Source organism: Phytopseudomonas straminea, from assembly GCF_900112645.1.
In the GTDB taxonomy this organism is placed as follows: Bacteria; Pseudomonadota; Gammaproteobacteria; order Pseudomonadales; family Pseudomonadaceae; genus Aquipseudomonas; species Aquipseudomonas straminea.
The window spans coordinates 1-24,715 of sequence record NZ_FOMO01000007.1; the positions used below are offsets into that span (position 1 = coordinate 1).

Genomic DNA, 24,715 nt, shown 5'->3' on the forward strand with positions numbered 1-24,715 from the left:
AAACAATTTGGCTGTTAGACGGTTGAAGTCGACAGTAATGCCGAAGATTTGCGAGAACACGCAATACCAACTGACATCACATACCCAATTCGCTGCAGCGGCTAAACCCCGAGGCAGCAACCAGTTTGCTTGACGACCATAGAGCGTTGGAACCACCTGATCCCATCCCGAACTCAGTAGTGAAACGACGCATCGCCGATGGTAGTGTGGAGCTTCTCCATGTGAGAGTAGGTCATCGTCAAGCTTCTATAAGAAACCCCAGATCTCGACAGAGGTCTGGGGTTTCGTCTTTTCGGGCCGGGAAATTCGAAGGCTAATGCACAGTGCGCCAGCCAGGCGGCCAGAGCGCACGCTGACCTGGGTTTCGCTTCGCTCTACCGCAGGCTACGGAAGAAATAGCGGTATCGGGGCAGAGCCGGTTAGCGAGGTAACACTCGGGTAATGTTTGTCGCTCAGATAATCGGTATAACTGTGCGTTGCTTTCAGGGTCTCATTTAGAATGGTCGGTATTTTCGAGAACTCCATCTATGCCCGAGTCGGCCGCTCAACAGTCATTAGCTGAAGTACCTCTGACGGAATTGGTCGCCTGCCACGAATGCGATCTGCTGATGCGTCGGCCTGTGATTAGCGATGGTGAGCGCGTCGAGTGCCCGCGCTGTGGCTATGAACTCTACAGCCACCGCCCCAAAGTGATACGCCGGAGCCTGGCGCTGGTCTTGGCTGCATTGCTTCTCTACGTACCGGCCAACTTCCTGCCCATCATGCAGATGACCATGCTCGGGCAGAGCTCCCACGACACGGTATGGAGCGGTGTGCTAGGGCTGTATGACGCCGGCATGCAGAGCATCGCCGTAGTGGTGTTTCTGTGCAGCATGGCAGTTCCACTGCTCAAATTGCTATGCCAACTCTTGGTGCTGCTGAGTATCTGCCTGAAGGTCGGTCGGGGTTACGGGTTTCTGCTGTACCGCATTTATCACCATATGCGTGAATGGGGCATGCTCGAGGTCTACCTGATCGGCATTCTGGTTTCCATCGTCAAGCTAGCGGATATCGCCGAGTTGTCCGTTGGCTTCGGGCTGTTCTGCTTCATTGCGCTGCTTTTAGTGCAGGTCTGGCTGGAGGTGACCATGTCGCCCCACCAGATCTGGGAAGCGCTGGCCGGGGAGGACGCCCGTGCGCGCCATTGATGCCGGCCTGATCATCTGCCACGAATGCCACCAGCTCAATCGCCATGAGCCCGAGCTCAAGCGGCAGTTCTGCTCCCGGTGTGGTGGGCGCATTCACGAGCGTCGGCCCAATAGCCTGGCCCGCACCTGGGCGCTGCTGATCACCGCGGCAATTCTCTATATTCCCGCGAACGTGCTGCCGATCATGACGGTCAATTCCTTCGGCAAAGGGGCGCCCGACACCATCATGTCCGGGGTGATCACGCTGGTCGACAATGGCATGCTGCCGATCGCCATCGTGGTGTTCGTCGCCAGCATTCTGGTGCCGACCTTCAAGCTGGTGGGCATCGGCCTTTTACTGTATTCGGTGCAACGACATCAGCCGATGTCGGCTCGCCAACGCATCTTGATGTACCGCTTCATCGAATGGATCGGACGCTGGTCCATGCTAGATATCTTCGTCATCGCCATTCTCGTGGCAGTGGTGCGGTTCGGCAGTCTGGCCAGCGTCGAACCGGGTGTGGGAGCGGTGGCTTTCGCCAGTGTGGTGATTCTCACCATGTTGGCAGCACTTACCTTCGACCCACGGTTGATTTGGGATAACACGGAATCGGATGACGACCATGAATGATCTGCCCACCGCCAGGACGCGTCCGGCCTCCAACTGGTCTGCCATATGGGTACTGCCGTTGATCGCGCTGCTGATCGGTGGCTGGCTGGCCTGGCGCGCCTATAGCGAAGCGGGCATCGAGATCCAAGTGGTGTTCGCCAGCGGCGAGGGCATTGAGGCTGGCAAGACCGAGGTGGTCTACAAGGGTATGTCGATCGGTAAGGTCACCAGCCTGACCCTGGACAAGAGTGACAAGCAGCGTGGGGTAATCGCCACGCTGGAGATGAACAAGGATATCGAGCCTCAGCTGCGTACCGGCACCCGCTTCTGGCTGGTCAAGCCGAGCGTTAGCCTGGCCGGTATCACTGGGTTGGAGACCCTGGTTTCCGGCAATTACATTGCCTTCAGCCCGGGCGCTGGTGAACCGGCCTATGACTTCCAGGCTCTGGCCCAGGCGCCACCTTTGTCCGATGAGCAACCCGGTTTGCACCTGACGCTGAAGGCCGAGCGGCTGGGCTCGTTGAACCGCGACAGCCCGGTGTTCTTCAAGCAGATCCAGGTAGGCCGTGTGAAGGATTACAAGCTCGCCGACGATCAGGCGTCGGTTGAGGTGAAGATATTCATCGAACCGGCCTATGCCCATCTGGTGCGCAAACACACGCGCTTCTGGAATGCCAGCGGGATCAGCGTCGACGCCGATTTCTCGGGGGTGAAAGTTCGTAGTGAGTCCCTGACCAGCCTCGTGGCTGGCGGCATTGCCTTCGCTACGCCGGAGCATCGCAAGGACAGTCCGCCAACCGATCCCAGCAAACCCTTCCGTCTTTATGAAGACTTCGATGCGGCCCAGGCCGGCATCAAGGCTGTGGTCAAACTCACCGATTTCGAGGGCCTGCAGGCCGGGCGTACGCCGGTCATGTACAAGGGTATCCAGGCCGGTGTGCTAAAGACTCTCAAGGTCGATCCGGATCTGAAGAGTGCCACCGCCGAACTGGCCATGGACCCGATGGCCGAGGACTATCTGGTCGAAGGCAGCCAGTTCTGGGTGGTCAAACCGTCGATTTCCCTGGCCGGCATCACCGGGCTGGAGGCGCTGGTCAAGGGCAACTACATCGCCGTTCGCCCCGGTGAACTGGGCGGCCCGCCACGCCGTGATTTCGTCGCCCGAGCCAAGGCGCCGCCGCTGGATCTCGGTGCCGAAGGCCTGCATCTGGTGCTGTTCAGCGACACGCTCGGTTCGGTGGACGTCGGCAGCCCGATTCTTTACCGGCAGATGAAGGTCGGTTCGGTGCAGAGCTTCCAGCTCGCTCGCGATAACAAGCAGGTGGTGCTGGGCGTGCACATCGAGCCTGAATATGCCGGGTTGGTGAACCGTACCACGCGCTTCTGGAACGTCAGCGGCATCACCCTCAAGGGTGGTTTGTCCGGTATCGAGGTGAAGAGCGAGTCGCTGCAGACGCTGCTGTCTGGCGGCATCGCTTTCGAGACCGATGACCTCAAGGCGCCCGCCGATGCCAAGCGCGTGCAGCGCTTCAACCTTTACGCCGACCGCGAAGCGTCGCTCAAGAGCGGCGATGAGCTGAGCATTCGCGTGGAACGCGGTGACGGCCTCTCGCCTGGCACCGAGATTCGCTACAAGGGCCTGCAGGTTGGCAAGATCGAGCGGGTCGAACTGACCGGTGATTTGCAGGCGGTGATGCTGCATGGCCGTATCACCACCGCAGCACAGCAGGTGCTGCGGCCCGGCTCGCGCTTCTGGGTGGTCAAGCCCGAGATCGGCCTGACTGGCGCCGCCAACCTGGACACCCTGATTGGCGGGCAGTACATCGAGGTGCAGCCATCCAGCCAGGGCAGCGGCCGGCAGACCGACTTCGTGGCGCTCAAGCAGGCGCCCGAGCAGGTGGTCGAAGAACCGGGCCTGCGTCTGGTGCTCAGTGCGCCGCGCCGCGGCTCTCTGAAAGCGGGCTCGCCGGTGACCTACCGAGAGATTCAGGTCGGCAAGGTCACCGGCTACGAGCTCGGCGCCACGGCCGACCGGGTACTGATCCATATCCTTGTCGAGCCTCGTTATGCCGCGCTGGTGCACACCGGCACGCGCTTCTGGAACAGCTCCGGGTTCGGTGTGGACTTCGGCCTGTTCAAAGGCGTACAGGTGCGCACCGAGTCGGTGGAAACCCTGGTCGCTGGCGGCGTGGCCTTCGCTACACCCGAGCCGACCGGCAATGCCGCAGTACCAGGCCAGACCTTCGCATTGTTCGATGAGGCGCAGCCGGAGTGGTTGCAGTGGGCGCCGAAAATCGCCTTGCCCAAGTGAAGGCAGCTGCGCGTCGGCCCAGCGGCGTTAAAAGCGCTCGCTAGCTGTATGCAGAAACGAAAAGGCCCGCGTACTCCGCGGGCCTTTTGCGTTACAGGGATAGGATCACGCCAGTTCGGCTGCATCCTGTTCACTGCTGGCAGGTGTTGCAGCCTGCTCGCGGCGCTTGATGTATTTCCAGTCCGCTTCGTCGATGTAGATGCCGTTGGGGCCGCTGCCGCCTTCCAGGTCGATGGCCACGGTGGCCGAGACCTGAGGTTTCACCGAGGCGAGGATCGGTACGAAGCCGAGCTGCAGGCTGGTTTCGATCAGCGCCTGCTGGTTGCGCTCATCGATGTCCGCCGCCTCGTCAAGGTAGTAGGGCAGGCGCACTCGGCCAGCCAGGTCGCGGTCCATCAGGTGCAGCAGCAGGTACATGTTGGTCAGCGCCTTAATGGTCATCGTTGTGCCGTTGGAGGCGGCGCCGTCGATGTCGGTGTGAATCACCGGCTGGCCATGCACCTTGGTGATCTCGAAGGCCAGCTCGAACAGATCCTTGAGGCCCAGCTGGTTGCCGTTGGCGGCGACCAGGCGCGACAGATAATCCTTGGCTTCTTCGTTCTTGGCGTCCTGCTCGGCGTTCTGGGTCAGGTCGAACACCGACAGGGTTTCGCCTTCCTCGTACTGGCCGGCGCTGTGGATGATCTGGTCGATATGCCGCAGGGCTTCCTTGTTCGGTGCCAGCACGATGCGGAAACTCTGCAGGTTGGAGACCTGGCGCTTGTTGATCTCGCGGTTGAACAGCGCCAATTGGTGCTCGAGGTTGTCGTAGTCGCTGCGGATGTTGCGCAGGGTACGGGCAATGTCGGTGACCGCTGCGCGGCGCGCCTTGGCGAGCGTCAGGGCTTCGTCCTGACGGTGCGCGTAGGCGTTGACCAGCAGTTGCAGGCGGCGCTCCATGTCGTCTTCGCTGTCGAACTTGGCGACGCCCTTCAGGCGCACCTGGGCGTACAGCGCCTCGATCTGCCCGTCTACGCGCTGCAGGCCCTGCCAGGTGTCCTGGTAGTCGCCCAGCAGCGGCAGCAGGTTGTCCAGGGAGTCGTCGACCGGCTCCATGTACGGCGTACCGAACGGCAGCTCGGCGGGCAGCAGCTGGCGACGGCGCAGGGCATCTTCGAGGGTGCGTTCCTTGGCCTCCAGGTCGGCGATCTGCCGGCCGACCAGTTGCAGCTTGGCGGACAGTTGCTGCACACGTTCGGTAAAGGCGTCACTGGCGCGCTTGAGCTCGTCCTGAGCGGCTTCCAGCTGGGCGAGTTTCTCCAGCTTGCCTGCCTCCTCGGCGGCCAGGGTCTGGCTCTTGCGGAAGTCTTCCAGGGCCTTCTGGGCATCCAGTACCGCCTGGTACAGCTGCTCGGCCTGGGCCTTGCTGGCGGCGCGGTCGGCGGCGACCGATTGCTGGGTCTTGAGCTGCTTGAGCTCGCGGTCGAGACGATCCTTCTGGTCGCGCAGGGCTGCGCGGTCGGCCAGGGCCTGCAGGGCCGGCGGCTCGATATGGGACAGGTCGATATCCAGGCCGGGCACCTGGAAGCGCTCGCCCTTGAAGCCGTCGAGGATGGCTTCCAGGGATTTCACCCACAGGTCGCCCTCGTCGAGCTGGATGCCTTTCTCGCCTAGCGGCAGGCTGAACAGCTGACCGTTGAACAGACGCATCAGGCGATCGACATCGGCCTGGGAGAACTCTTCGCGCAGGCGCGAGTAGCTGTTGTTGTCGGCGTGGTCGAGCTGCTGCTTGACCGACTTGAGGCGTTTTTCCAGGTCGCGCAGGCGCTCATCCAGGTCTTCGCTGGAGAACTGACGGGACTGCGCCAGGGCGCCAGCCAGTTCGTCGTGGGCGTCCTTGGCGGCCAGCAGCTGGGCTTCCAGGACCTTGACGTCGTCGACCAGGGCAAAGCGGTTCTTCAGTACCGCCAGCTCGCCCAGCCAGCGCTGGATCTCGCTGATCTCGCGCTCCATGCGCATAAGTTCCTGGGTACCGCCGCGCTGATCGTTCTGCAGGCTGTCTTGCTCGTTGCGGTAGTGCTCGGCCTGGATGACCAGTTCTTCCTTGCGGGCATCGGCGTAGTCGTGCCAGGTGCCCAGCAGGTTGTCGAGCAGCGGCGACAGGCGATGCAGCTTGCCGCGCAGTTGTTCGCGCTGGGTGACGCCGGATGCCAGGGCTTCGATCAAGGGGCCGGCAGTGACCAGGGCCTGGTAGTCCTGCTCCATGCGGCGCACGTCGCGGAAGGCTTCCTCGGTGGCGGCGATGTAATCGACGCTGCCCGAACGCAGGCTGTGCTCGAAGGCATCGAGGAACAACTGCTTGAGCTTCGCTGCGGTGATCTCGCGCATATGCAGGAGGTTGATGAACAGGGCGCGGAAGGTCTTCAGGCTCTGCTCGCTGGTCGAGCGCAGCGGGATCAGGGTCAGGTCCAGCGGGATGCTGGTGTGGCCGCCGACCAGCAGGCGACGCAGTTCGTCGGGCTTGAGCTCGTAGGCGGTGATGCCAGCCTGGCCGAGGTTCTTGAACAGCTCGCGTTGGCGCAGACAGGTGCCGTTGTGCTGGTAGTGATCCAGGTCCAGCTCGCCCTGGTAGGCGAAGAACTGGTGGCCGAAACCGCCGCCCGGGCCGCGACCGGCCACGCCGATCACATGGGGGCCGTGGGGCAGGGCGACTTCGACGAGGATGTAACTGGTGTCGGTGGCGAAGTAGAACTTGCGCGACTGCTCCAGGCTGTACTTGCCGAAGCTCATATCCGACATCCGCGCCAGGATCGGGAACTGCAGCGCGTTGATCGACGCCGACTTGCCGAGGTTGTTTGCGCCGTACACCGACAGCGGGTTCTCCAGCGGGAACAGGCCGAGGCTGTAGCCGGCGGTGTTGAGCAGGGCGAAGCGGCGGATGCCGTAGCGTTCCTGGGTCATGCGTCTTGCTCCTGTGCGGCGCGCTCTTCGGCCATGGCGCGGGCCATGGCGTCTTCTTCGGATTCTTCTGCAGCGTCGTCGAGGGTGATGATCGGGTCACCACTGTCGTCGTCTATCAGCACCGGTGCCGGCAGCGGCAGGTCGGTACTGTGCAGGCTGGCGGCCAGGTCGCGGTCGTGCTGCACCGCCAGGCATACGTCGAGGAAGCGGTGCATCGGCGGCAGGAAGCGGTACACGCCGTTGCTGTCTTCGGCGAAGCCAAGCTGGGTTAGGCGGCGGATGACCTTGTCTTCGAGCTCTTCATGGGTAGTGACTTCGGCCTGCAGGAACAGGTCGCGGTACTTGTCGAGCAGTGCCGGCAGCTCGTCGCGGCCGATGGTGCCGCCGTCGAGCACGGAGAGTGGGTCACGCCCCTGGTCGGCTAAATGCTCGACCAGGATGAAGGTGAACAGCGCCAGGCGCTGGGCGGTCTTGTTGACCTGGGGCGCGGCCTGCTCGGGCACGAAGTAATAGAAGCCACGCGGGTCGCAGACCAGCTCGAAGCCCAAGGCGCGAAACAGTGCGCGATACTGATCCTGCATGCTGGACAGCTGGGCGTAGCACTCGGGCTCGCTGCGCGAGATGTGGTAACCCTTGAACAGGTCGCGGAACGCGGCCGCTAGCTGGGTCATTTCTTTCAGGTCGATATTCATAGGTGATGCTCTTTGGCAGTTGCAGCCGTGGCTGCAACTGAAACGATTGGGCGGCCAATGGTGGACAGAAGAAGGCGTTGGCTGCGCGCCCCGGTCCACCCTACGCGGTACTCAGCCATTGGGACGGCCCACCAGGGCATAGGAGCTGATGCTGATTTCGTGCTCGCGGGTCAGGTAGGTCTGGCGCTCCAGGCGGTCACGCTGGAAGCGCGACTCGCGCGACAGGCGCGAGAACCAGTACAGCAGCTCGTCGGTGGCGCCTTCGGGCTCCTGCTCCAGCAGCCAGGTCATCAGATCCGGCAGTGGCAGCGACTGCTCGCAACGGTCGATCATCTCCCGGGCGGTTTTCGGCGCACGCGGGTTGTCCCCCTTGCGCTTGCCGGTGGCTTTCGGGAAGTGGTTGGGCTTGGCCTCGAAGCGCGCCAGGGCATAGACGTAGGCCTCGACCTGGGATGCGCTGCCCAGGAAGTTGCTCTGCGGTCGGGTGAACAGCGGCATGGCGGCCTGCGGCACGGCGTCGATGCCTTTCTTGCGGATTACCGACAGGGCCAGCGCCGCACCACGGGTCACGGCGTTGTGGCGACGGGCTTCCTCGCGCAGCGGCAGCAGCAGTTCGCGGGCCTTGCGCAGGGTCAGCTGGGCGCTGGTCTGCATTTCCAGAATGCGTGCGTGGGTGCGCAGCAGCAGATCGTCGTCGACCAGTTGGCCGAGGCGCTGCTGTTCGCCAAGCAGCTTGAGCAGCACCTGCTCGACGCGGCGTACACCTTGCTCGAAGGCGCCATCGGCGGCGACCAGCTGGATCATCGGCTCGACGTACTCGTCCCAGGTGGCGAGCACTTCGGCGTAACGCTGGCGCAGGGGAATCTGCCGGTCGCTGGTCTTGGCCCGCTCGGCCACGCCGATCAGCGCCTGCTCGTCGTTATTGAGCTTTTTCAACACATCGCGCACGCGCATGTCGAGCAGGCGCAGCTGGCGGGCCAGGTCGTTGCCGTCGCGCACTTCGAAGGCGTCCTGGATGTAGCCGGCCAGGCGCTCGAGGTGACGCAGGTAGGCTTCGATCTCCAGGCACAGGCCAAGGCGGTGCTCACGGCGCAGGTACGACAGGAAGTCGTGGATCTGCGCGTTGAGCTCGAAGCGGTTGGGGCTCTTGGCCACCGGCACCAGGATGTCCAGGCGGATCCACTGGTCGAGCAGGGCGGTGACATCCACCGCCGTGCTTTGCGGTGGTAACTGGGCAGTCAGCTGGTTGCGCAGCTCCACCAGGCTCAGGGTGCCGGCATCGAAGCGTTCACCGAGCGGTTCGAGCAGGGCCCAGTGCTCGGCGAGGGCGCGCAATACGCGTTTGGGGTCGATCATCGCGGGACGGTCGCTCGCTTGCGAAAAAACGCCGATTGTACGGGAAAGCGGGCCACCCCTGCATTGTCACGCGGGCGTCATCGGCGAGCGGCATGCTCGGCGGCGAATCAACGGCTCATGGTGCGCAATACGCCATGAAATATCCGTAAATGGACAAAATTTGCTCAATGGCCTTTCGATCCTGGCGCGTTATCGGCACAATTCGCGTCCGCTTTTTTCAGGGGGCTGGCGGGCTCCTGTTGGCCGACCTTTATTACGGACTGCGCAATGATCAAAACGCCGTACTACCTCATCGACAAACAGAAGCTGCTTGGCAACATGGAGAAGATCGCCTACGTGCGTGAACACTCCGGTGCCAAGGCGCTGCTGGCCCTCAAGTGCTTCGCCACCTGGTCGGTCTTCGACCTGATGCAGCAGTACATGGACGGCACCACCTCCAGCTCGCTGTACGAGCTCAAGCTAGGCCGCCAGAAGTTCGCTGGCGAGACCCACGCCTACAGCGTGGCCTGGGCCGATGACGAAATCGCCGAGATGCTGGAGAACTGCGACAAGATCATCTTCAACTCCATCGGCCAGCTCGAGCGTTTCACTGAGGCGTCCGAAGGCAAGGTGCGCGGCTTGCGCGTCAACCCGCAGGTGAGCAGCTCCGATTACCTGCTGGCCGACCCGGCGCGCCCGTTCAGCCGCCTCGGTGAGTGGGACCCGGCCAAGATCGAAGCGGTGATCGATCAGATCTCCGGCTTCATGTTCCACAACAACTGCGAGAACGGCGACTTCGGCCTGTTCGACAAGATGCTCAGCCACATTGAAGAGCGTTTTGGCCACCTGCTGCACAAGGTCGAGTGGGTCAGCCTCGGTGGCGGCATTCACTTCACTGGTGAAGGCTATGCGCTGGATGCCTTCTGCGCGCGCCTTAAAGCCTTCTCCGAGAAGTACGGTGTGCAGGTCTACCTGGAGCCGGGCGAAGCGGCCATCACCGGCAGCGCCTCGCTGGAAGTCACCGTGCTCGACACCCTCTATAACGGCAAGCACCTAGCCGTGGTGGACAGCTCCATCGAGGCGCACATGCTCGATCTGCTGATCTACCGCCTCAACGCCAAGCTGGCACCCAGCGAGGGTGAGCACACCTACATGGTGTGCGGTAAATCCTGCCTGGCCGGCGATATCTTCGGCGAATACCAGTTCGAGAAACCGCTGCAGATCGGCGACCGCCTGTCGTTCGTCGACGCGGCTGGTTACACCATGGTCAAGAAGAACTGGTTCAACGGCCTGAAGATGCCCGCCATCGTGGTCAAGCAGCTCGACGGCAGCGTCGAGGTGGTTCGTGAATTCGGCTTCGACGATTACCTGTCGAGCCTGTCGTAATACCGCAGCACCTTTCTCAACGAGCGCAGTACCCTGGAGGTGAAACAATTGAAGAAGAACGTCCTTATCATTGGTGCAGGAGGTGTCGCCAAGGTGGTGGCCCACAAGTGCGCGCAGCACAACGACGAACTCGGTCGTATTGCCATCGCGTCACGGAACATCTCCAAATGCCAGGCCATCATCGACAGCGTCAAGGCCAAAGGTAGCCTTAAGGTACCCGCCGACATCCAGGCCTTCTCGCTCAATGCATTGGACATCGAGGCGACCAAGGCGCTGATCCGCGAGACCGAATCGCAGATCGTCATCAACGTCGGTTCAGCCTTCCTCAACATGTCGGTGCTGCGTGCCTGCATCGATACCGGCGTGGCCTATCTGGACACCGCCATTCACGAAGAACCGGGCAAGATCTGCGAAACCCCGCCCTGGTATGGCAACTACGAGTGGAAACACCTCGAGGAATGCCAGCAGAAGAACATCACGGCCATTCTCGGCGTCGGTTTCGACCCGGGTGTGGTCAACGCCTATGCGGCCCTGGCTCAGCAACAGCATTTCGACAAGATCGAGTCGATCGACATCCTCGACGTCAATGCCGGCAGCCACGGCAAGTATTTCGCGACCAATTTCGACCCGGAAATCAATTTCCGCGAGTTCACCGGCACCGTCTACAGCTGGCAGAACAGCCAGTGGACGAGCAACCGCATGTTCGAGGTCAAGCGTACCGATGACCTGCCGGTTGTAGGTTCGCAGAACCTGTATCTGACCGGCCACGATGAAGTGCACTCGATCTCCAAGAACCTGGACGTGCCCAACGTGCGCTTCTGGATGAGCTTCGGCGAGCACTACATCAACGTGTTCACCGTGCTGAACAACCTTGGCCTGCTCAGCGAGCAGCCAGTGAAGACCGCTGAGGGTCTGGAAGTCGTGCCGCTGAAAGTGGTCAAGGCCGTGCTGCCGGATCCAGCTTCCCTGGCACCGGGCTACACCGGCAAGACCTGCATCGGTGACCTGGTCAAGGGCACCAAGGATGGCAAGGCCCGCGAAGTGTTCATCTACAACGTGGCCGACCACGAAGAAGCCTTCGCCGAGACCGACAGCCAGGGCATCTCCTACACCGCCGGTGTGCCGCCAGTAGCCGCCGCGCTGCTGGTGGCCCGTGGCGAGTGGGATGCGGGGCGCATGGTCAACGTCGAAGAGCTGCCGGCCGAGCCGTTCCTCAAGGCGTTGGACGTGATGGGCCTGCCCACGCGTATCAAGGACGAGCATGGTGATCGTCCGTGGGATCAGTCGCTGTAAGACTGGCCTACGCAGTCGCTGCATGAAAAAAGGATCGCCTCGGCGATCCTTTTTTCGTTTCAGGCCGCCTGTGCTATCAGACCGTCACCACGCCGAGCAGCACCGCGGCGGCCAGCATGATCAGGCTGATGCCCCAGGCCCACAGCACGGTGTAGCGGATGTGCTTGTACAGCTCGACGCCCGCCAGGCCGATGGCCAGGTACACACTCGGCACCACCGGGCTGACGCCGAAGCCGGTGTTCTCGCCGATCAGCATGGCGTTGGCCACGGCCGCCGGATCGACACCAGCCGCCACCGCCACGTCGCGGATTACCGGCAGCAGGGCGAAGTAGTAGGCGTCCGGCGAGAACAGCATGCCCAGCGGTACGCCGAAGGCGCCGATGATCACGTGAATCCAGTTGGCGGAGCCCTCGGGCAGGATGTTGATCATCCAGTGCGCCATGCCGTCGGACATGCCGGCGCCGGCCAGCACGCCGAGCAGGATGCCGGCGGCGAGCATCACCAGGGCCATCTGCATGGCGTCCGTAGCATGAGCGCGCAGCGCCTTGTTCTGGTCGTCCAGGCTCGGGTAGTTGAGCAGCAGGGCGATGCCCAGGCCGACCATGAAACAGGCGAACAGCGGGAAGGCGCCGGTGAACAGGCAGACCAGAATGCCGGCGGTCAGCGCCAGGTTGGCCCAATAGCGCCAGTTGCTGGTGGGCAGCATTTGCGAGGTGTCGACCTGCGGCGCGTCGGCCGGAGCGCTGTCGATGGCTGCACCGCCGTTGGCCGCGAAGCTGCGTTGCGCGCGCAGGCCGAGAAACACCGCCAGGCTCATGACCAGTACCAGGCCGACCGCCTGGATGGGAATCAGCGAGATCCACAGTTGCGAGGCGTCGATACCGGTCACCGCCGAAGCGCGGGCGGTGGTGCCGCCCCAGGGCACCATGTTCATCACCCCGGCGCTGAGCACCACCAGGCACAGCAGCATCTGCCGGCTCATGCCCAGGCGCAGGTACAGCGGCAGCAGGGCGGGAATCACCAGCAGAAAGGTGGCGGCGCCGATGCCGTCCAGGTGGGTTACCGAGGTCACGGCCACGGTGACGATGGCCACGGACAGCGGGCGGCCCTTGGTGCTTTTCAGCAGAAAACGCACCAGCGGATCGAACAGCCCGCAGTCACGCATGATGCCGAAATACAGAATGGCGAAGATGAACAGCGTGGCGGTCGGCGCCACGGTCTTCAGGCCTTCGGTGATGAATTTGCCGATTTCGCCAAGGCCGAAGCCGGCCATCAGGCAGGCGATGACCGGCAGGGTGACGAAGGCGACCAGCGGGGTGATGCGGCGCATCAGAATCAGGATGACGATGGCGAACATCAGGGTGAAGCCGAGGGCGGTGATCATGACGATCTCTCCGGTTTTATTATTGTTGGAGTCGCGGGGATGGCTGCGTGGGCGTTATGAAGGAGCCGGCAGCCTCAGGTCGAGCAGCGCGTAGCTCAGGCTCTTGCCGTGGCGGTCGATGCCGGGGCTGGCATTCACGCCACCTTCCAGAGCGTTTTCCAGCACGAAATTGAGGCCGCCCAGGTTCGGCAGCTCGAAGCGGCGTACCGTGCCGATGCGGCGATGGGCCAGGCAGCCGGCCACCCGTTCGACGGTCAGCTCGCGGGCCAGCCAGGCATAGTGCGCCGGCTCGTAGGCGAACACCGCCACGCTGAGAATGTTGCCCTTGTCGCCCGCGCGGGCGTGGGCGTAGTCGCACAACAGAACGTCGCTCATCAGAACCACTCCACCTGTTGCTGCACCGCGGTGCGGGGGATCAGGAAACTCGCCGTACCGAGGGATTCGGCGAGGTGTCGGCGCACACCGCCACCGCCCGCCGGGCCGTTGGTGTAGAGCGACTCGGCGTCGAGCAGCAGGTTTTCCAGCAGGGCCTTGTCACGGTCGACGAAGCTGATGCGCAGGCGCACGTCCTGCGGGTCCTGTGCGTCGGCAAGGCGCTGCTGCAGCCACTGGCCGCGGGCGTCGTTGAACAGGCTGGCGACGCCGATCAGGTCGATCCACGGCGTCAGCTGCGGTGCCAGGCGCGCGCAGCGCTGCAGCAGCACATCGCGGGCCAGCGCCGCGCGAGCCAGGGCACCGGGCCCGGCGTAGGAGATTTCCGCCTCGGCGAACCAGTTGCCGCGCAGGCCGATCAACCCCTTGAGTTCGGCCGGGCGCGGATGGCCGCGAATGCCTTGGATCACGACCAGGTCCGGGCCGACCTGGCGTACGCGAGCCTGGCTGAGATCCATGGTCACGTCCGGCGTCAGGTAGGCAGCCGGGTCGTGGACTTCATAGAGCAGCTGTTCCTTGACCGTGCGCTCGGTGACGCAGCCGCCGGTGCCGGCAGCCTTGCCGATGGTCACCCGGCCATCGGTCTCGATGCTGGCGATCGGGCAGCCGACATTGGCCAGGTCCGGCACGTCCTTGAGGCCCGGATGGGCGAAGTAGCCACCGCTGACCTGGGTGCAGCATTCGAGCAAATGACCCACGGCGGTGGCCAGTGCGATGCGGTCCCAGTCCTCGGCCTGCCAGCCGAAGGCGTGGCGCAGCGGGCCGACTGCCAGGCTGGGGTCGGCGACGCGGCCGCAGAGCACGATTTCGGCGCCTTCATCCAGCGCCTGCACGATGCCGTCGGCGCCGGTGTAGACGTTGACCGAGACCATCTCGCCGTCGAGCGCGTCGGGCAACCAGCGCTGCACGGCATCGCGGGAGTCGAGGAGGTCGTCACCCAGCACGCAGGCGATACGTGCTTTGGCGAAACGCCCGCCTTGCAGCTGCTGGCGCAGGCGGCGAGCGGCCGCACTGGGATTGGCCGCGCCGCCATTGGTGATGATCGGGATGCCGGCGGCCAGGCAGGTTTCCAGCACCGGTTCGAGGAAGTCGAACAGCCGGCTGGCATAGCCGCTGTCGGGGTTGGCCAGGCGGCGCAATTGCGCTTCGGCCAGGGTGCGTTCGGCAAGCAGTTCGAAGAACAGGAAGCGCCGGCCGTCGCGTGCGGCGAGGTCATTGGCCAACGCCAGGGCGGCATCGGGCCGATCATTGGCGAAGCCTGCCCCGCAACCGATGTGGACTGTTGTCATCGTTATGATCCAGGTCGAGGTCTGCTGGCAGGGTGCGGCTTCCTGATTTAGTTGTGAATTCGAAATGTGATATCAATTGATAAAACAATTCTATAAAAGCGCCCGCCATGGATATCAGCTTCCGCCAGCTTCAGGCCTTCGTGCTTATCGCCGAGCAGCGCAGCTTTAGCCGCGCCGCCGAACAGATCCATCTGTCCCAGCCGGCGCTGAGCTACAGCCTGCGCAAGCTGGAAGAGGCCTTGGGCCTCTCGCTGTTCGCGCGCAACACCCGCAGCGTGGAGCTGACCGAAGCTGGCGTGCGCTTTCTCGAGCAGGCCCGGCGCCTGCTGCGTGACATGCACCACGCGGTGCATGACGCCCATGAGCAGTTGCATCTGCAAAGTGGTTCGCTGCGCATCGGCGTGCTGCCGTCGGTGGCCATCGAGCCGCTGCCACGGGTGCTGGTCGACTACCGACAGCGTTATCCGGGCATCGAGATCAGCCTGCGCGATGGCCGTGCCGGCGAGATTCGTCAGTGGGTGAGCAACGCCGAAGTGGACTTCGCCATCACCTCGGTGACCGATGAGCCGGGTGTGCTGGATTTCCAGCCGCTCTACGACGACAGCCTGGTGCTGTTGGTTCGCGGCCTGAGCCACTTGCGCGGCAAGAAGCTGCTCGCGGCTCTGCAGGATCTGGATTACGTGGCCACCACCCGTGACACCAGCCTGCGTACCATGGCCGATGAGACCCTGGCGCGTATGGGGCTGCTGCGCGAGCCCGCCTTCGAAGTGGCCTATATGAGCAGCGCTGCCGCCCTGGCGCGGGCCGGCCTGGGTTATGCGCTGCTGCCGGCCAGCGTGGCGGATACCTTCAACGCCGATGGCAGCCTGGCCGTGCACCCGCTACCGATGGCGCCTGCGCGCGGCATCGGCGTGCTGCAGCGCAAGCCCTGCTACCTGAGCCCGCCGGCCCAGGCCTTCGTCAGCCTGCTCAAACAGCAGGCCGAAGCCATTGGCCTCTAGGGTCTGTTCCCGTTTCACGCACGGCTGCGATGAAGCGTGAACAGACCCTAGCCACGGCTGACGTTTGGGCTACCCGTAGCAGGCGATTCACGCGACAATCAGCGCCCTCGAAAATCGATGTGCCGGGTACCTGACGTTTGAACACCGAGCTGCGCCGCCGCGCCTATCTGGATGCCATGCAAGTGGCCAGTTGGCTGCCGCGCGTCGAACTGCCATTCGCGGCGCCGTCGCGGCCCGAGCTGCTGGTCGCCTTCGAGCCGGAAGCCGAGATCGTCGTCGAGCAACCGCCGGTACAGGCCAAGGTAACTGCGCCGGCCGCGCAGCCTGCCGCCAGCGAAGTCGTCACCCGCGAACGCCCGCGTATCGAAGTGCCCAAGCCTGGCGCCGCGAGCAAGGCCGACGAGCCTGCCGCCGAACAAGCCAGCGCTGCACCGGCACCGCGCGAGCGGCCAGCGCCACCGCCGCGTTTCGCTCTGCAATTGCTGCGTGCCGGTAGCTGCGCGTTGTTGGTCGAGCTGCCGACCGGCGAGCCGTTCCAGAGCCGCGATCCGGCTTACCTGCTGCTCAAGGACCTGCTGCGCGCCGCCGGCCTGCCGGATGCCCCGCAGATCATCGGCGAGCCAGTGCGCTGGCCGCTGCTGGTGCGCGGCAACATGGATCAGGGCCCGCAGGCGGCGCTGGATTTCGTGCAGAGCTTCATCGGTGCCCGCCTGGAAGAGCAGGAGCCCTGCGCCTGCCTGTGGCTGATCGGCCTGCCGGCCATTCGTTTCGCCGGTGACGCCGATGCCGAGGCCTACAACCGCGAACTGCTGGTCGAGGAACTCGGCGCCGCCTGGGCGCTGCCGGGCCTGGAACTGCTGATGGACGAACCGCAGCGCAAGCGCGACCTCTGGCACGCCATGCAGCGCGTACGGCGGCGCTGGCTGGAGGCCTCGGCATGAGTGACGCGATCAGCTTCCGCCGGGCCACCGAGGCGGATATCGATGCGGTGCTGAAGATCGAATATGCCGCCTTCAGCCATCCGTGGACGCGTGGCATCTTTCTCGACAGCCTGAAATCCTACGAAGTCTGGCTGATGTTCGAAGGCAGCCAGCAGGTCGGCCACGGGGTGATCAACGTGATCATCGACGAGGCGCATCTGCTCAACATCACCGTAAAGCCCGAGAGCCAGGGTCGGGGCCTGGGTTTGCGTCTGCTCGAGCACCTGATGGCCCGCGCCGCCGAACTCAAGGCCGGCGAGTGCTTTCTGGAAGTACGCTCGAGCAACCAGGCAGCGTACCGGTTGTACGAGCGTTACGGCTTCAACGAGATCGGCCGTAGGCGCGATTACTACCCTGCGCCGGGCGGCCGTGAAGACGCGCTGGTGATGGCCTGCACGCTGGTCGAATGAGTTAGCGGCGTGCCCAGCGCCGTTCGCGGCGTTCTTCCTCGACCTGGCTCAGGTCGTACTTATCCAGGAATTCCTGAGATTGCTCGTCGCCTTCGGGCTGGTCCGTCTGTTTCGGTTCATCGGTCGGTCGCGCGTTTTTTTGCGCAGTGGCCTGGCCGGGTTTTCGCGGCTTCAATGGCTCCACCACATCGCGCAGAATCGGCGGCTCGGCCGGGTGCTTGGTGGCCGCTGGGCGGCTGGCAGGTGGTTGCTTGTCGGTCATGACGAACTCCGGATCAGTCATTGGCTCTAGGCAATGGACGGCCGCAGGGCTGGAAGATTCAGCGTTTCGGCCATTATCCCGCCAGTTGCCGGGGTTATTCGGCGCGCTAATCGCCTTGTCAAAAAGGCCGGTGCATCCGTATGGTGCGCATCGACCTTTTCGGGAGCCGCCGCCGTGAGCGATCTCAAGCACCTGTTCGACAACAATGAACGCTGGGCCGAAAACATCACCCAGAACGACCCGGACTTCTTTCCCCGCCTGGCCCGCCAGCAGACGCCCGAGTACCTGTGGATCGGCTGTTCGGATGCCCGCGTGCCGGCCAACGACATCGTCGGCCTGCTGCCAGGCGAGCTGTTCGTGCACCGCAATGTAGCCAATGTGGTGCTGCACACCGACCTCAACTGTCTGTCGGTGATTCAGTACGCGGTCGACGTGCTCAAGGTCAAACACATCCTGGTAACCGGCCACTACGGCTGCGGCGGCGTGCGGGCGGCCATGCACGATGCGCAGTTCGGCCTGATCGATGGCTGGCTGCGCAATATCCGCGACCTCTATTACGAGCAGCATGCGCAACTGGCCGCCCTGGCCGATGAGGAGGCGCGGGTCGACCGCCTGTGCGAGCTGAACGTGATGAAGCAGGTCGGCAACGTCAGCCGTACCAGCATCGTTCAGAACGCCTGGCATCGCGGCCAGCAATTGTCGGTGCACGGCTGCATCTACGGTCTCAAGGATGGCCGCTGGAAGGATCTGGATGTGACCGTCAGCGGCGCCGACCAACTACCCGAGCAGTACCGTCTGCGCCCACCACAGGGATGAGCATGAACAAACCTTCGCGTCAGCTGGCGATTGCCGGTGTGCTGATGGCGGTGCTGTGCTGGGCGGGCAATGCCCTGGTTGCCCGCGCTTTCGCCGGTGAGATTCCACCCTTTGCCCTGGCGTTCTGGCGCTGGAGCCTGGCGCTGGTCCTGATTCTGCCGTTCGTGGCGTTGCCGCTGTGGCGTCAGCGCACGGCGTTGCGCCATGCCGGCTGGCGCCTGGTGGTGATCGCGGCCTTCGGCATCGCCGGCTACAACACCTTTCTGTACAGCGCGGCGCAGACCACCGCGGCGATCAATATCACCCTGGTCAACACCTGCATTCCGTTGATGACCTTCATCTTCGCCGGGCTGCTGCTCGGCGACTGGCCTGCGCGCCGCGCCTGGTGGGGCATGGCGCTGGCGGTGTCCGGGCTGCTGGTGCTGATCTGTCGCGGCGACTGGCAGACACTGGCGGGCATGGCTTTCAACCGCGGCGACCTGATCATGTTGCTGGCAGTGCTCGACTGGGCGCTCTACACCGTGCTGCTCAGACGCTGGTCCAAATACCTGGCGCCGATTCCGCCGCTGGCGCTGCTGGGCATCTTCATGCTCCTGGGCGTGCCGATGATCCTGCCGCTGTACCTCTACGAGCTTTCCACCGGCGCGCAGCTGCTGGCCACGCCGGCCAATCTCTCGGCCATCGCCTACACGGCAGTGTTCGCCTCGCTGGTCGCCTATCTGGGCTGGAACAATGGCGTGAAAGTGCTGGGCGCCTCGACCGCAGCCATGGGCAACTACCTGATGCCGGTGTTCACGGCGATTCTCGGCTGGATTCTGCTCGGCGAAGCGTTGCAGCTATTTCACTGGTTCGGCGGGGCGATGATCTTCGCCGGGCTGCTGCTGGCCACCTTGCCGAAGCGCTTGCAACGGGCGACGGCCTGAGCCGATTGGCGGCTGCCATCCCACGTGTTGCAGTAGGCTGGCAGCAATTACCACGGGCGCTATAGGGCTAATTTGCCTGAGCGGAAAACTTTCGCGCAGCCACAGGGGTCTATGCCGATGGCTGGCGTTGGCGACTTGTGCTGATGCCGTAACGGGCATGAAGGCGATTGAGTTGCTAGTGTTATGCCGTCTGCAGAAGGATGAATTGTGAGTTAATGGATTACTCGCATGTCGCTCTCCACCGAAAAACTGCCTCCGTGCACAGGCTGACGGCCCGTTATCCGTTGCTTTGTGGTTTCTGCTGGCGCGCCATCGTGCTGGCCACGCTGGTGCTCGGGCTCAGCGGCTGCATGCATAATCAGGCCAATGGTCCCTTTTCCAGCAACAGCATCGCGGCCAGCCCAGGCGAGTTGTTCCAGACCCACTCCGACCGCATGGCCACCATCGGCATGCGCAACAACCTCAACAGCTTGTACCGGCTGATGGACAAGCTCTACCAGCGCAACCCACGGGAGTGGCAAAAGACGGGTCTGGCTAGCCGCCAAGCGGCGGTACTGGCAGTGCGGCAATCCATAGAGAAGGGCAGGCCGCCACCAGCATTGGCCGGCCGACAGGACATCGCCGCCCTCAGCTATGCGCTGGGCCCGGAATTCGAGGGGGATAGAGTCGGCGCCTTCATCTACGCCATCGGCAGCATGGTAGTCACCGCCCACGGCGGGCGCACCGAGTTCTATATCACCGACACCATCGACGCGCAGTTCGTGCACAACGCGGCACGTAACATCGAAAAGGCTACCTGGCTGCTGGGCACCCGGCGTGATGTCCAGGGTAACCCGCTGCTGTTATCCAACGAGTTGTCCGAGAACGGCCGCAACCTGAGCTTCGCCGTGGAGTTCGGCAAGATAGTCGCCCGTCTGGATTACCTGAGCGATGTGCTCGACGAGCGCTATCGGCGTATCGGCGTCAACTACGCCCACAGCCTGCTGTTCCTGAATTTCCTGCCGGTGCAATAGGCGCCCCTGGCGAGCGCCATAGTCTTGGAATCTATTCACGAGCCTTCGGCTCGACTACAGCGCTTTGAATGCAGAAAGGCGAGAGCGGACGTAGATCTCTGCTGATGTTGTAGGAGGGGCCGGGCGGCGATCCGCTTTAGCCGCGAGCTCTTTGTCGGCCTTGATAAAAAGCTCGGGGCTGAAGCCCCTCCTACGAGATCGCTGGATGTCCGCTTCTGCCTTGTCACAGCCTCTTCATGCTGGCCAAAAAGATCGTGAACAGGCTCTTACACCTTGCGTACGAACTCGGACTTGAGCTTCATCGCGCCGATGCCGTCGATCTTGCAGTCGATATCGTGATCGCCGTCGACCAGGCGGATGCCCTTGACCTTGGTGCCGACCTTGACCACCAGCGAGGAGCCCTTGACCTTCAGGTCCTTGATCACGGTGATGGTGTCGCCATCCTGCAGTACATTGCCGACCGAGTCCTTGATCACCTTGGTGTCATCACCCGCCGCCTCGTTGTCGGTGGCCGACCACTCGTGGGCGCATTCCGGGCAGACCAGATTGGTGCCGTCTTCGTAGGTGTATTCGGAGTTGCAGGCGGGGCAGGGTGGCAGCGTGCTCACGGGAAATCCTTCTGAGGCCGTGGAGAAAAAGGCCGCAGATTATATAGGGTTTTACACGCCGCCGGGGATTGCTGTCAGGCGTCCGGTAAAACGGCTTCGGCCTCGATCTCGATCAGCCATTCGGGCTCCGACAAGCCGGCGACCACCACCCAGGAGGTAGCGGGCGGCTGTTCGGGAAAGAAGCTGCGCAGCGCATCGACGATATATGCCTGCTCGTCACGGGCCTGGGCGACGATGTAGATGCGCAGCATCAGCACGTGCTGCAGGCTGCCGCCGGCGGCCTCGAGAATCCTGCGTACGTTGTGCAGCGCCGCGTGGGTCTGGCTGGCCAGATCGGTGCCGACAAGCCGTTCGTGCTCGTCCACGCCGACCTGCCCGGACAGATGAATTCGCTGTCCGCCCTGGCTTATCACCGCCTGGCTGAAACCATACTGCAGGGTGTTGAAGACCGAATCAGGGTTGAGGGTGTGCCTGTGCATCGATGCGTCCTTGATCGGTAACGGCCCGGCAGTCTAGCGTTGCAGCCGCAGGGCGGCAGGTCGAGACTGTTGCACCGTTTGTGCGTTGTGGTGCGGATAACCCGAACTCATGGCGGCTTCGCTGCCTCCAAAAGACTGTGGTGACTCGGTCCGGTCCGGGCGCTGCACCTGCCGATGATTAACGGGTCATGCTGTTTGGCCCGCCATAGCCAGTGGAGGCGCCATGTTTTTCCCCCAGTTGCCGGGTGTCAGCCTGTTTACAGTGCTGAAGAAAACCGTCATCGACTTCATCGACGACGAGCTGCCCACCTATGCCTCGGCCCTGGCATTTCAGATGTTCTTCTCGTTGTTTCCCTTCCTGCTGTTTCTGGTAGCGCTGATCAGCCTCCTGGATCTGCAGCCGTTCTTCGACTGGCTGCGCCAGCAGGCCGAGCTGCTGCTGCCGCTCTCCACGGTGGAGCTGGTCAACCCGGTCATCGATCAGTTGCAGACGCAGAAGGCCGGGCTGTTTTCCATCGGTATCGTGGTGGCGCTGTGGACAGCGTCCTCGGCGGTGCGCTCGACCATGGATGCGATGAACAAGGCCTACGGCGTCAAGGAAGGGCGCAAGCCCTGGAAGCGCATCCCGCTGTCGCTGCTATACACCATCGGTATCGCCGCGGCGCTGCTGACCGCTGCGGCGCTGATGGTGCTCGGGCCGCAGGTGATGAACTGGCTGGCGCATCAGCTCGGTATCGAGCAGGTCGTGGTCACCCTGTGGAATTTGTTGCGTCTGCCTGTAGCGGTGTTTCTGCTGATGATCGTGGTGGCGGTGGTGTATTACGTGGCGCCTGATGTGGAGCAGCGTTTTCGCTTCATCACCCCCGGCTCGGTACTGGCAGTGGTGGTGTGGATCGCCGCCTCAGTGGCCTTCGCCTACTACGCGCAGAACTTCGCCAACTACAACGCCACCTACGGCAGCATTGGCGCGATCATCATCTTTCTGCTTTACCTGCACATTTCTTGCGCTGTATTGCTGTTTGGCGCCGAGCTCAATGCGGTGATCGAGCATTTCTCTCAAGAAGGCAAGGAGCCCGGCGACAAGGAAATTCTCCCGGAAAACGAACCCTCTACCTGACCGCGGGTTGCTCTGGCGGCCAGTTCAGCAGGCCGCTGTCGCTGAAACGCTGGGTGCCGAACAGGCCGTCGGCGAGCTTACCGCGCAACTGATAGGGCAGGCTCTGCCCGGGCTGATAGCTGCTGGCGCCCCACGCCTGGCGCAGCACCGAGTAGGCGGAAATGGTCACCGGTACGCTGATCACCGTCTCGCCAAAGCGCGGCACCTGGCCGCGCTGGTCGCTGACGCCGCGAGCCAGCGGCTGATCGTTGATATCCAGGGCAAGTGAAATACCGTTGAAGTCGATGGCGCTTTCGTTCGGGTTCTGTACCCGCAGCTTCACCGCGAAGCGCGCTTCGAGCCCCTCAGACGGCAGCGGTTCCAGCCCCACTAGATCGATATGCAACGGGTCACGCGAAGCCCAGGACGCGCAGCCGGCCAGGGTGGCGATCAGCAGCAGGGTGCATAGGTGGCGCAGGCGCATGGCAATTCTCCGGTAGCTGAATCCTGCAGTTGTGACCGCGCCCGTGCCCGTTCGGCTCAAGCCTTGGCGCGCTGCTTGGCCATCAGCACCAGGGCGATGCCACCCAATACCGCCAGTGAACTCAAACCAAGGCGCAGGCTCAGCGCCTCTCCCGGTAGCAGGGCGCCGGCCAGTGCGGTGATGATCGGCACACTCAACTGTACGGTGGCGGCCTGAATGGCTTTCAGCCGGGTGATGGCCGTGTACCAGATGGCGTAACCCAGCCCCGAAGTCAGCGCGCCGGACGTCAGGGCGTAGAGCACGCCGTGCATATCCCAGCTCGTGCTGTGCAGCAGCGCCAAGCTGAGCAGTACGGCCATGGGTACGCTGCGCACGAAGTTGCCGGTGGTCGCCGCCAGGGCATCGCCGGCGCTGCGCCCCAGCAGTGAATAGACGCCCCAGGCGATGCCGGCGATCAGCATCAGCAGTGCACCGGTCAGCGGTGGCGCGCTGGCGCCGGGCAGCAGCAGGGTCAGCAGGCCGGCGAAGGCCAGCAGCAGGCCGGCCAGGCTCAGCGGCCCGGGCCGCTCGCCCTGGTGCCAGCCCCACAGCAGCATGCTGATCTGCACCGCACCGAACAGCAGCAGGGCGCCAGCGCCGGCATCCAGGCTCACATAGGCGAAGGAGAATGCCGCAGCGTAGATGAACAATGCAGCTGCGCCACGCCAACTGCCGGCCATGGGCGTCCTACCACGGCGCAGACGTAGCAGCAGGGCCAGCATCAGTGCGCCGGCGAGCAGGCGCAGGCTGGTGAAGGTGGCGGGATCTATCTGGGAAGTTTTCAGGGCCAGGCGACAGAGCAGCGAGTTGCCGGCGAACGCCAGCATGGCGCAGGCGGTGAGAAACAGCGTACGTGCTGACATGGCCATCCTTGTGTGCAGGTCTGGCAGCGGAGCGTGGTCCGCAAGGCATGAGATGAATCTAAGCATGCCCGGCGGCGGCCAGCCATGGGACCGAGGTCTAAGCCGGGCTAGGGTTACGTAGCGCCTTGCTGTGCTGGAGCATGTCGGTCAAGGCATCGACCATCGCGTGGGCGTGCGCCTGCAGGTCGTAGGCATCGGGGTTCATAAGCCAGTGCGCTTGCAGGCCATCCATGTAAGCGTGCAGGCAGATCGCTGCGCGCCGGCAGTCGAGATCGGCCGGCAGCTGCCCGCGTTTGACGGCGTTGCGTAATGTTCTGGCAATGCGTTGGTCGCATTCTTGCTGGAAAGCCTGCATGCGCTTGCGCAGGTCGCCCAGTTCGGCGTTGTACTCGCATTTGTATTGCAGAATTTCACCCACGCGGCGGCATTCGTTGTCGGCTTGCATGCGCGCCAGAAGCTGCACCAGAAGCTGGCGCATGTTGCCCAGTGGATCGGGTTCGTCCTCGCTCTCGCAGGCGCGGGCTAGCTCTTCCTGGGGCAACATGCGGCGGTCGAGCATGGCCTGGAATACATCGACCTTGTTCTGAAAGTGCCAGTAGATGGCGCCGCGGGTCACGCCGGCTGCACTGGCGATATCGGCCAACGAGGTGCCGGACACGCCATTGGCGTAGAACACCCGTTCGGCTGCATCGAGAATGTGCGCGCGGGTTTCTTCGGCTTCCTCTTTGGTGCGTCGTGCCATGGGTACAGCTTCCACGGTTAAAAAATGGATGAAAACTCTTCTGGGGAGTCACATGCGGGCTCAGTGTCACACAAAAAGATCCGTTTACAAACATTCTCGAACGTAAGTATATTTGCGCTCTATTTCCCAGTATCCACCTCGGCTATCTGCCAGGTACCCGC

24 protein-coding genes and 1 rRNA gene are annotated in these 24,715 nt (G+C 63.3%); 13 read left to right on the forward strand and 12 right to left on the reverse strand.

Translation table 11 applies throughout. From position 1 onward, the window contains the following. Positions 1-128 precede the first annotated feature (128 nt). The 4 genes from rrf to BM279_RS16855 all read left to right on the forward strand — a co-directional run bounded on the left by rrf (position 129) and on the right by BM279_RS16855 (position 4,087). A 5S ribosomal RNA gene (gene rrf, locus BM279_RS16840) occupies positions 129-244 on the forward strand. A 283-nt stretch (positions 245-527) separates the two neighbouring features. Then, positions 528-1,187, forward strand: coding sequence for a paraquat-inducible protein A (locus tag BM279_RS16845; protein ID WP_093505588.1), 660 nt, complete (start codon positions 528-530; stop codon positions 1,185-1,187). Beyond that, positions 1,174-1,797, forward strand: a complete 624-nt coding sequence (locus tag BM279_RS16850) for a paraquat-inducible protein A (RefSeq protein ID WP_013789979.1) — start codon at positions 1,174-1,176, stop codon at positions 1,795-1,797. Before BM279_RS16845 ends, BM279_RS16850 begins: the two co-directional genes overlap by 14 nt. After that, positions 1,790-4,087: a PqiB family protein gene (locus tag BM279_RS16855; protein ID WP_093505590.1), complete on the forward strand. Its 2,298-nt coding sequence runs from the start codon at positions 1,790-1,792 to the stop codon at positions 4,085-4,087. Before BM279_RS16850 ends, BM279_RS16855 begins: the two co-directional genes overlap by 8 nt. Positions 4,088-4,192: 105 nt before the next feature. On the opposite strand, the gene mksF is transcribed toward BM279_RS16855, so the two are convergent. The 3 genes from mksF to mksB form a co-directional block, all read right to left on the reverse strand. Then, complete coding sequence (mksF, locus tag BM279_RS16860; protein ID WP_093505592.1) at positions 4,193-7,027, reverse strand: Mks condensin complex protein MksF; 2,835 nt, start codon at positions 7,025-7,027, stop codon at positions 4,193-4,195. After that, on the reverse strand, positions 7,024-7,719 hold the full coding sequence (gene mksE / locus BM279_RS16865) for an Mks condensin complex protein MksE (RefSeq protein WP_027909041.1): 696 nt from the start codon (positions 7,717-7,719) through the stop codon (positions 7,024-7,026). The genes mksF and mksE overlap by 4 nt, the downstream gene beginning before the upstream one ends. A 111-nt stretch (positions 7,720-7,830) precedes the next feature. Beyond that, the gene (mksB, locus tag BM279_RS16870; RefSeq protein ID WP_093505594.1) at positions 7,831-9,075 is read right to left on the reverse strand and encodes an Mks condensin complex protein MksB; all 1,245 of its coding nucleotides are present in this window, start codon (positions 9,073-9,075) and stop codon (positions 7,831-7,833) included. A gap of 267 nt (positions 9,076-9,342) precedes the next feature. Between mksB and BM279_RS16875 the strand changes: the two genes are divergently transcribed. Continuing rightward, a complete protein-coding gene (locus BM279_RS16875; protein ID WP_093505596.1) occupies positions 9,343-10,440 on the forward strand; it encodes a carboxynorspermidine decarboxylase in 1,098 nt (365 codons plus the stop codon). Between the two features lie 48 nt (positions 10,441-10,488). Further along, positions 10,489-11,733 (forward strand): saccharopine dehydrogenase family protein, encoded by a 1,245-nt coding sequence (locus BM279_RS16880; protein WP_027906075.1) that lies wholly within the window; start codon positions 10,489-10,491, stop codon positions 11,731-11,733. Between the two features lie 76 nt (positions 11,734-11,809). Here BM279_RS16880 and BM279_RS16885 read toward each other — a convergent pair whose 3' ends face one another. The 3 genes from BM279_RS16885 to BM279_RS16895 are packed head-to-tail and all read right to left on the reverse strand — an operon-like array spanning position 11,810 to position 14,838. After that, positions 11,810-13,117: a CitMHS family transporter gene (locus BM279_RS16885; RefSeq protein WP_093505598.1), complete on the reverse strand. Its 1,308-nt coding sequence runs from the start codon at positions 13,115-13,117 to the stop codon at positions 11,810-11,812. A 54-nt stretch (positions 13,118-13,171) separates the two neighbouring features. Continuing rightward, entirely contained in the window at positions 13,172-13,492 is a 321-nt protein-coding gene (locus BM279_RS16890; protein ID WP_093505600.1) for an AtuA-related protein, read from the reverse strand. Beyond that, the gene (locus BM279_RS16895; RefSeq protein WP_093505602.1) at positions 13,492-14,838 is read right to left on the reverse strand and encodes an acyclic terpene utilization AtuA family protein; all 1,347 of its coding nucleotides are present in this window, start codon (positions 14,836-14,838) and stop codon (positions 13,492-13,494) included. Before BM279_RS16895 ends, BM279_RS16890 begins: the two co-directional genes overlap by 1 nt. 107 nt (positions 14,839-14,945) lie before the next feature. Between BM279_RS16895 and BM279_RS16900 the strand changes: the two genes are divergently transcribed. The 3 genes from BM279_RS16900 (at position 14,946) to rimI (ending at position 17,229) form a co-directional block, all read left to right on the forward strand. Beyond that, a complete protein-coding gene (locus BM279_RS16900; protein WP_093505604.1) occupies positions 14,946-15,839 on the forward strand; it encodes a LysR family transcriptional regulator in 894 nt (297 codons plus the stop codon). Between the two features lie 137 nt (positions 15,840-15,976). Further along, positions 15,977-16,780, forward strand: coding sequence for a hypothetical protein (locus BM279_RS16905; protein ID WP_027906070.1), 804 nt, complete (start codon positions 15,977-15,979; stop codon positions 16,778-16,780). After that, a complete protein-coding gene (gene rimI / locus BM279_RS16910) occupies positions 16,777-17,229 on the forward strand; it encodes a ribosomal protein S18-alanine N-acetyltransferase (protein ID WP_013789993.1) in 453 nt (150 codons plus the stop codon). The genes BM279_RS16905 and rimI overlap by 4 nt, the downstream gene beginning before the upstream one ends. Before the next feature lies 1 nt (position 17,230). On the opposite strand, the gene BM279_RS16915 is transcribed toward rimI, so the two are convergent. Beyond that, positions 17,231-17,491 carry a hypothetical protein gene (locus tag BM279_RS16915; protein ID WP_027906069.1) on the reverse strand — a complete coding sequence of 87 codons (261 nt, stop codon included), beginning with the start codon at positions 17,489-17,491 and terminating at the stop codon, positions 17,231-17,233. Between the two features lie 174 nt (positions 17,492-17,665). Here BM279_RS16915 and can point away from each other — a divergent pair, with 174 nt between their 5' ends. From can to BM279_RS16930, 3 genes are all read left to right on the forward strand, one after another. After that, positions 17,666-18,307: a carbonate dehydratase gene (gene can / locus BM279_RS16920; protein ID WP_013789995.1), complete on the forward strand. Its 642-nt coding sequence runs from the start codon at positions 17,666-17,668 to the stop codon at positions 18,305-18,307. 2 nt (positions 18,308-18,309) lie between these two features. Next, positions 18,310-19,230 (forward strand): DMT family transporter, encoded by a 921-nt coding sequence (locus BM279_RS16925; RefSeq protein ID WP_093505606.1) that lies wholly within the window; start codon positions 18,310-18,312, stop codon positions 19,228-19,230. Positions 19,231-19,496: 266 nt separating this feature from the next. Continuing rightward, positions 19,497-20,243 (forward strand): hypothetical protein, encoded by a 747-nt coding sequence (locus tag BM279_RS16930; RefSeq protein WP_425272694.1) that lies wholly within the window; start codon positions 19,497-19,499, stop codon positions 20,241-20,243. A gap of 266 nt (positions 20,244-20,509) precedes the next feature. Here the strand turns inward: BM279_RS16930 and BM279_RS16935 are convergent, their stop codons facing one another. Both BM279_RS16935 and BM279_RS16940 read right to left on the reverse strand, forming a co-directional pair. Beyond that, positions 20,510-20,851 carry a zinc ribbon domain-containing protein YjdM gene (locus tag BM279_RS16935; RefSeq protein ID WP_093505610.1) on the reverse strand — a complete coding sequence of 114 codons (342 nt, stop codon included), beginning with the start codon at positions 20,849-20,851 and terminating at the stop codon, positions 20,510-20,512. 74 nt (positions 20,852-20,925) lie between these two features. Then, positions 20,926-21,330, reverse strand: a complete 405-nt coding sequence (locus tag BM279_RS16940) for a RidA family protein (protein ID WP_093505612.1) — start codon at positions 21,328-21,330, stop codon at positions 20,926-20,928. A gap of 223 nt (positions 21,331-21,553) precedes the next feature. Here BM279_RS16940 and BM279_RS16945 point away from each other — a divergent pair, with 223 nt between their 5' ends. Then, complete coding sequence (locus BM279_RS16945) at positions 21,554-22,447, forward strand: YihY/virulence factor BrkB family protein (protein WP_093505614.1); 894 nt, start codon at positions 21,554-21,556, stop codon at positions 22,445-22,447. On the opposite strand, the gene BM279_RS16950 is transcribed toward BM279_RS16945, so the two are convergent. From BM279_RS16950 to BM279_RS16960, 3 genes are all read right to left on the reverse strand, one after another. Further along, positions 22,440-22,910 carry an LEA/WHy family protein gene (locus tag BM279_RS16950; RefSeq protein WP_093505616.1) on the reverse strand — a complete coding sequence of 157 codons (471 nt, stop codon included), beginning with the start codon at positions 22,908-22,910 and terminating at the stop codon, positions 22,440-22,442. The genes BM279_RS16945 and BM279_RS16950 overlap by 8 nt on opposite strands. A 56-nt stretch (positions 22,911-22,966) precedes the next feature. Then, the gene (locus BM279_RS16955) at positions 22,967-23,812 is read right to left on the reverse strand and encodes a DMT family transporter (RefSeq protein WP_093505618.1); all 846 of its coding nucleotides are present in this window, start codon (positions 23,810-23,812) and stop codon (positions 22,967-22,969) included. 97 nt (positions 23,813-23,909) lie between these two features. Beyond that, the gene (locus BM279_RS16960; RefSeq protein WP_093505620.1) at positions 23,910-24,554 is read right to left on the reverse strand and encodes a TetR family transcriptional regulator; all 645 of its coding nucleotides are present in this window, start codon (positions 24,552-24,554) and stop codon (positions 23,910-23,912) included. Positions 24,555-24,715 lie beyond the last annotated feature (161 nt).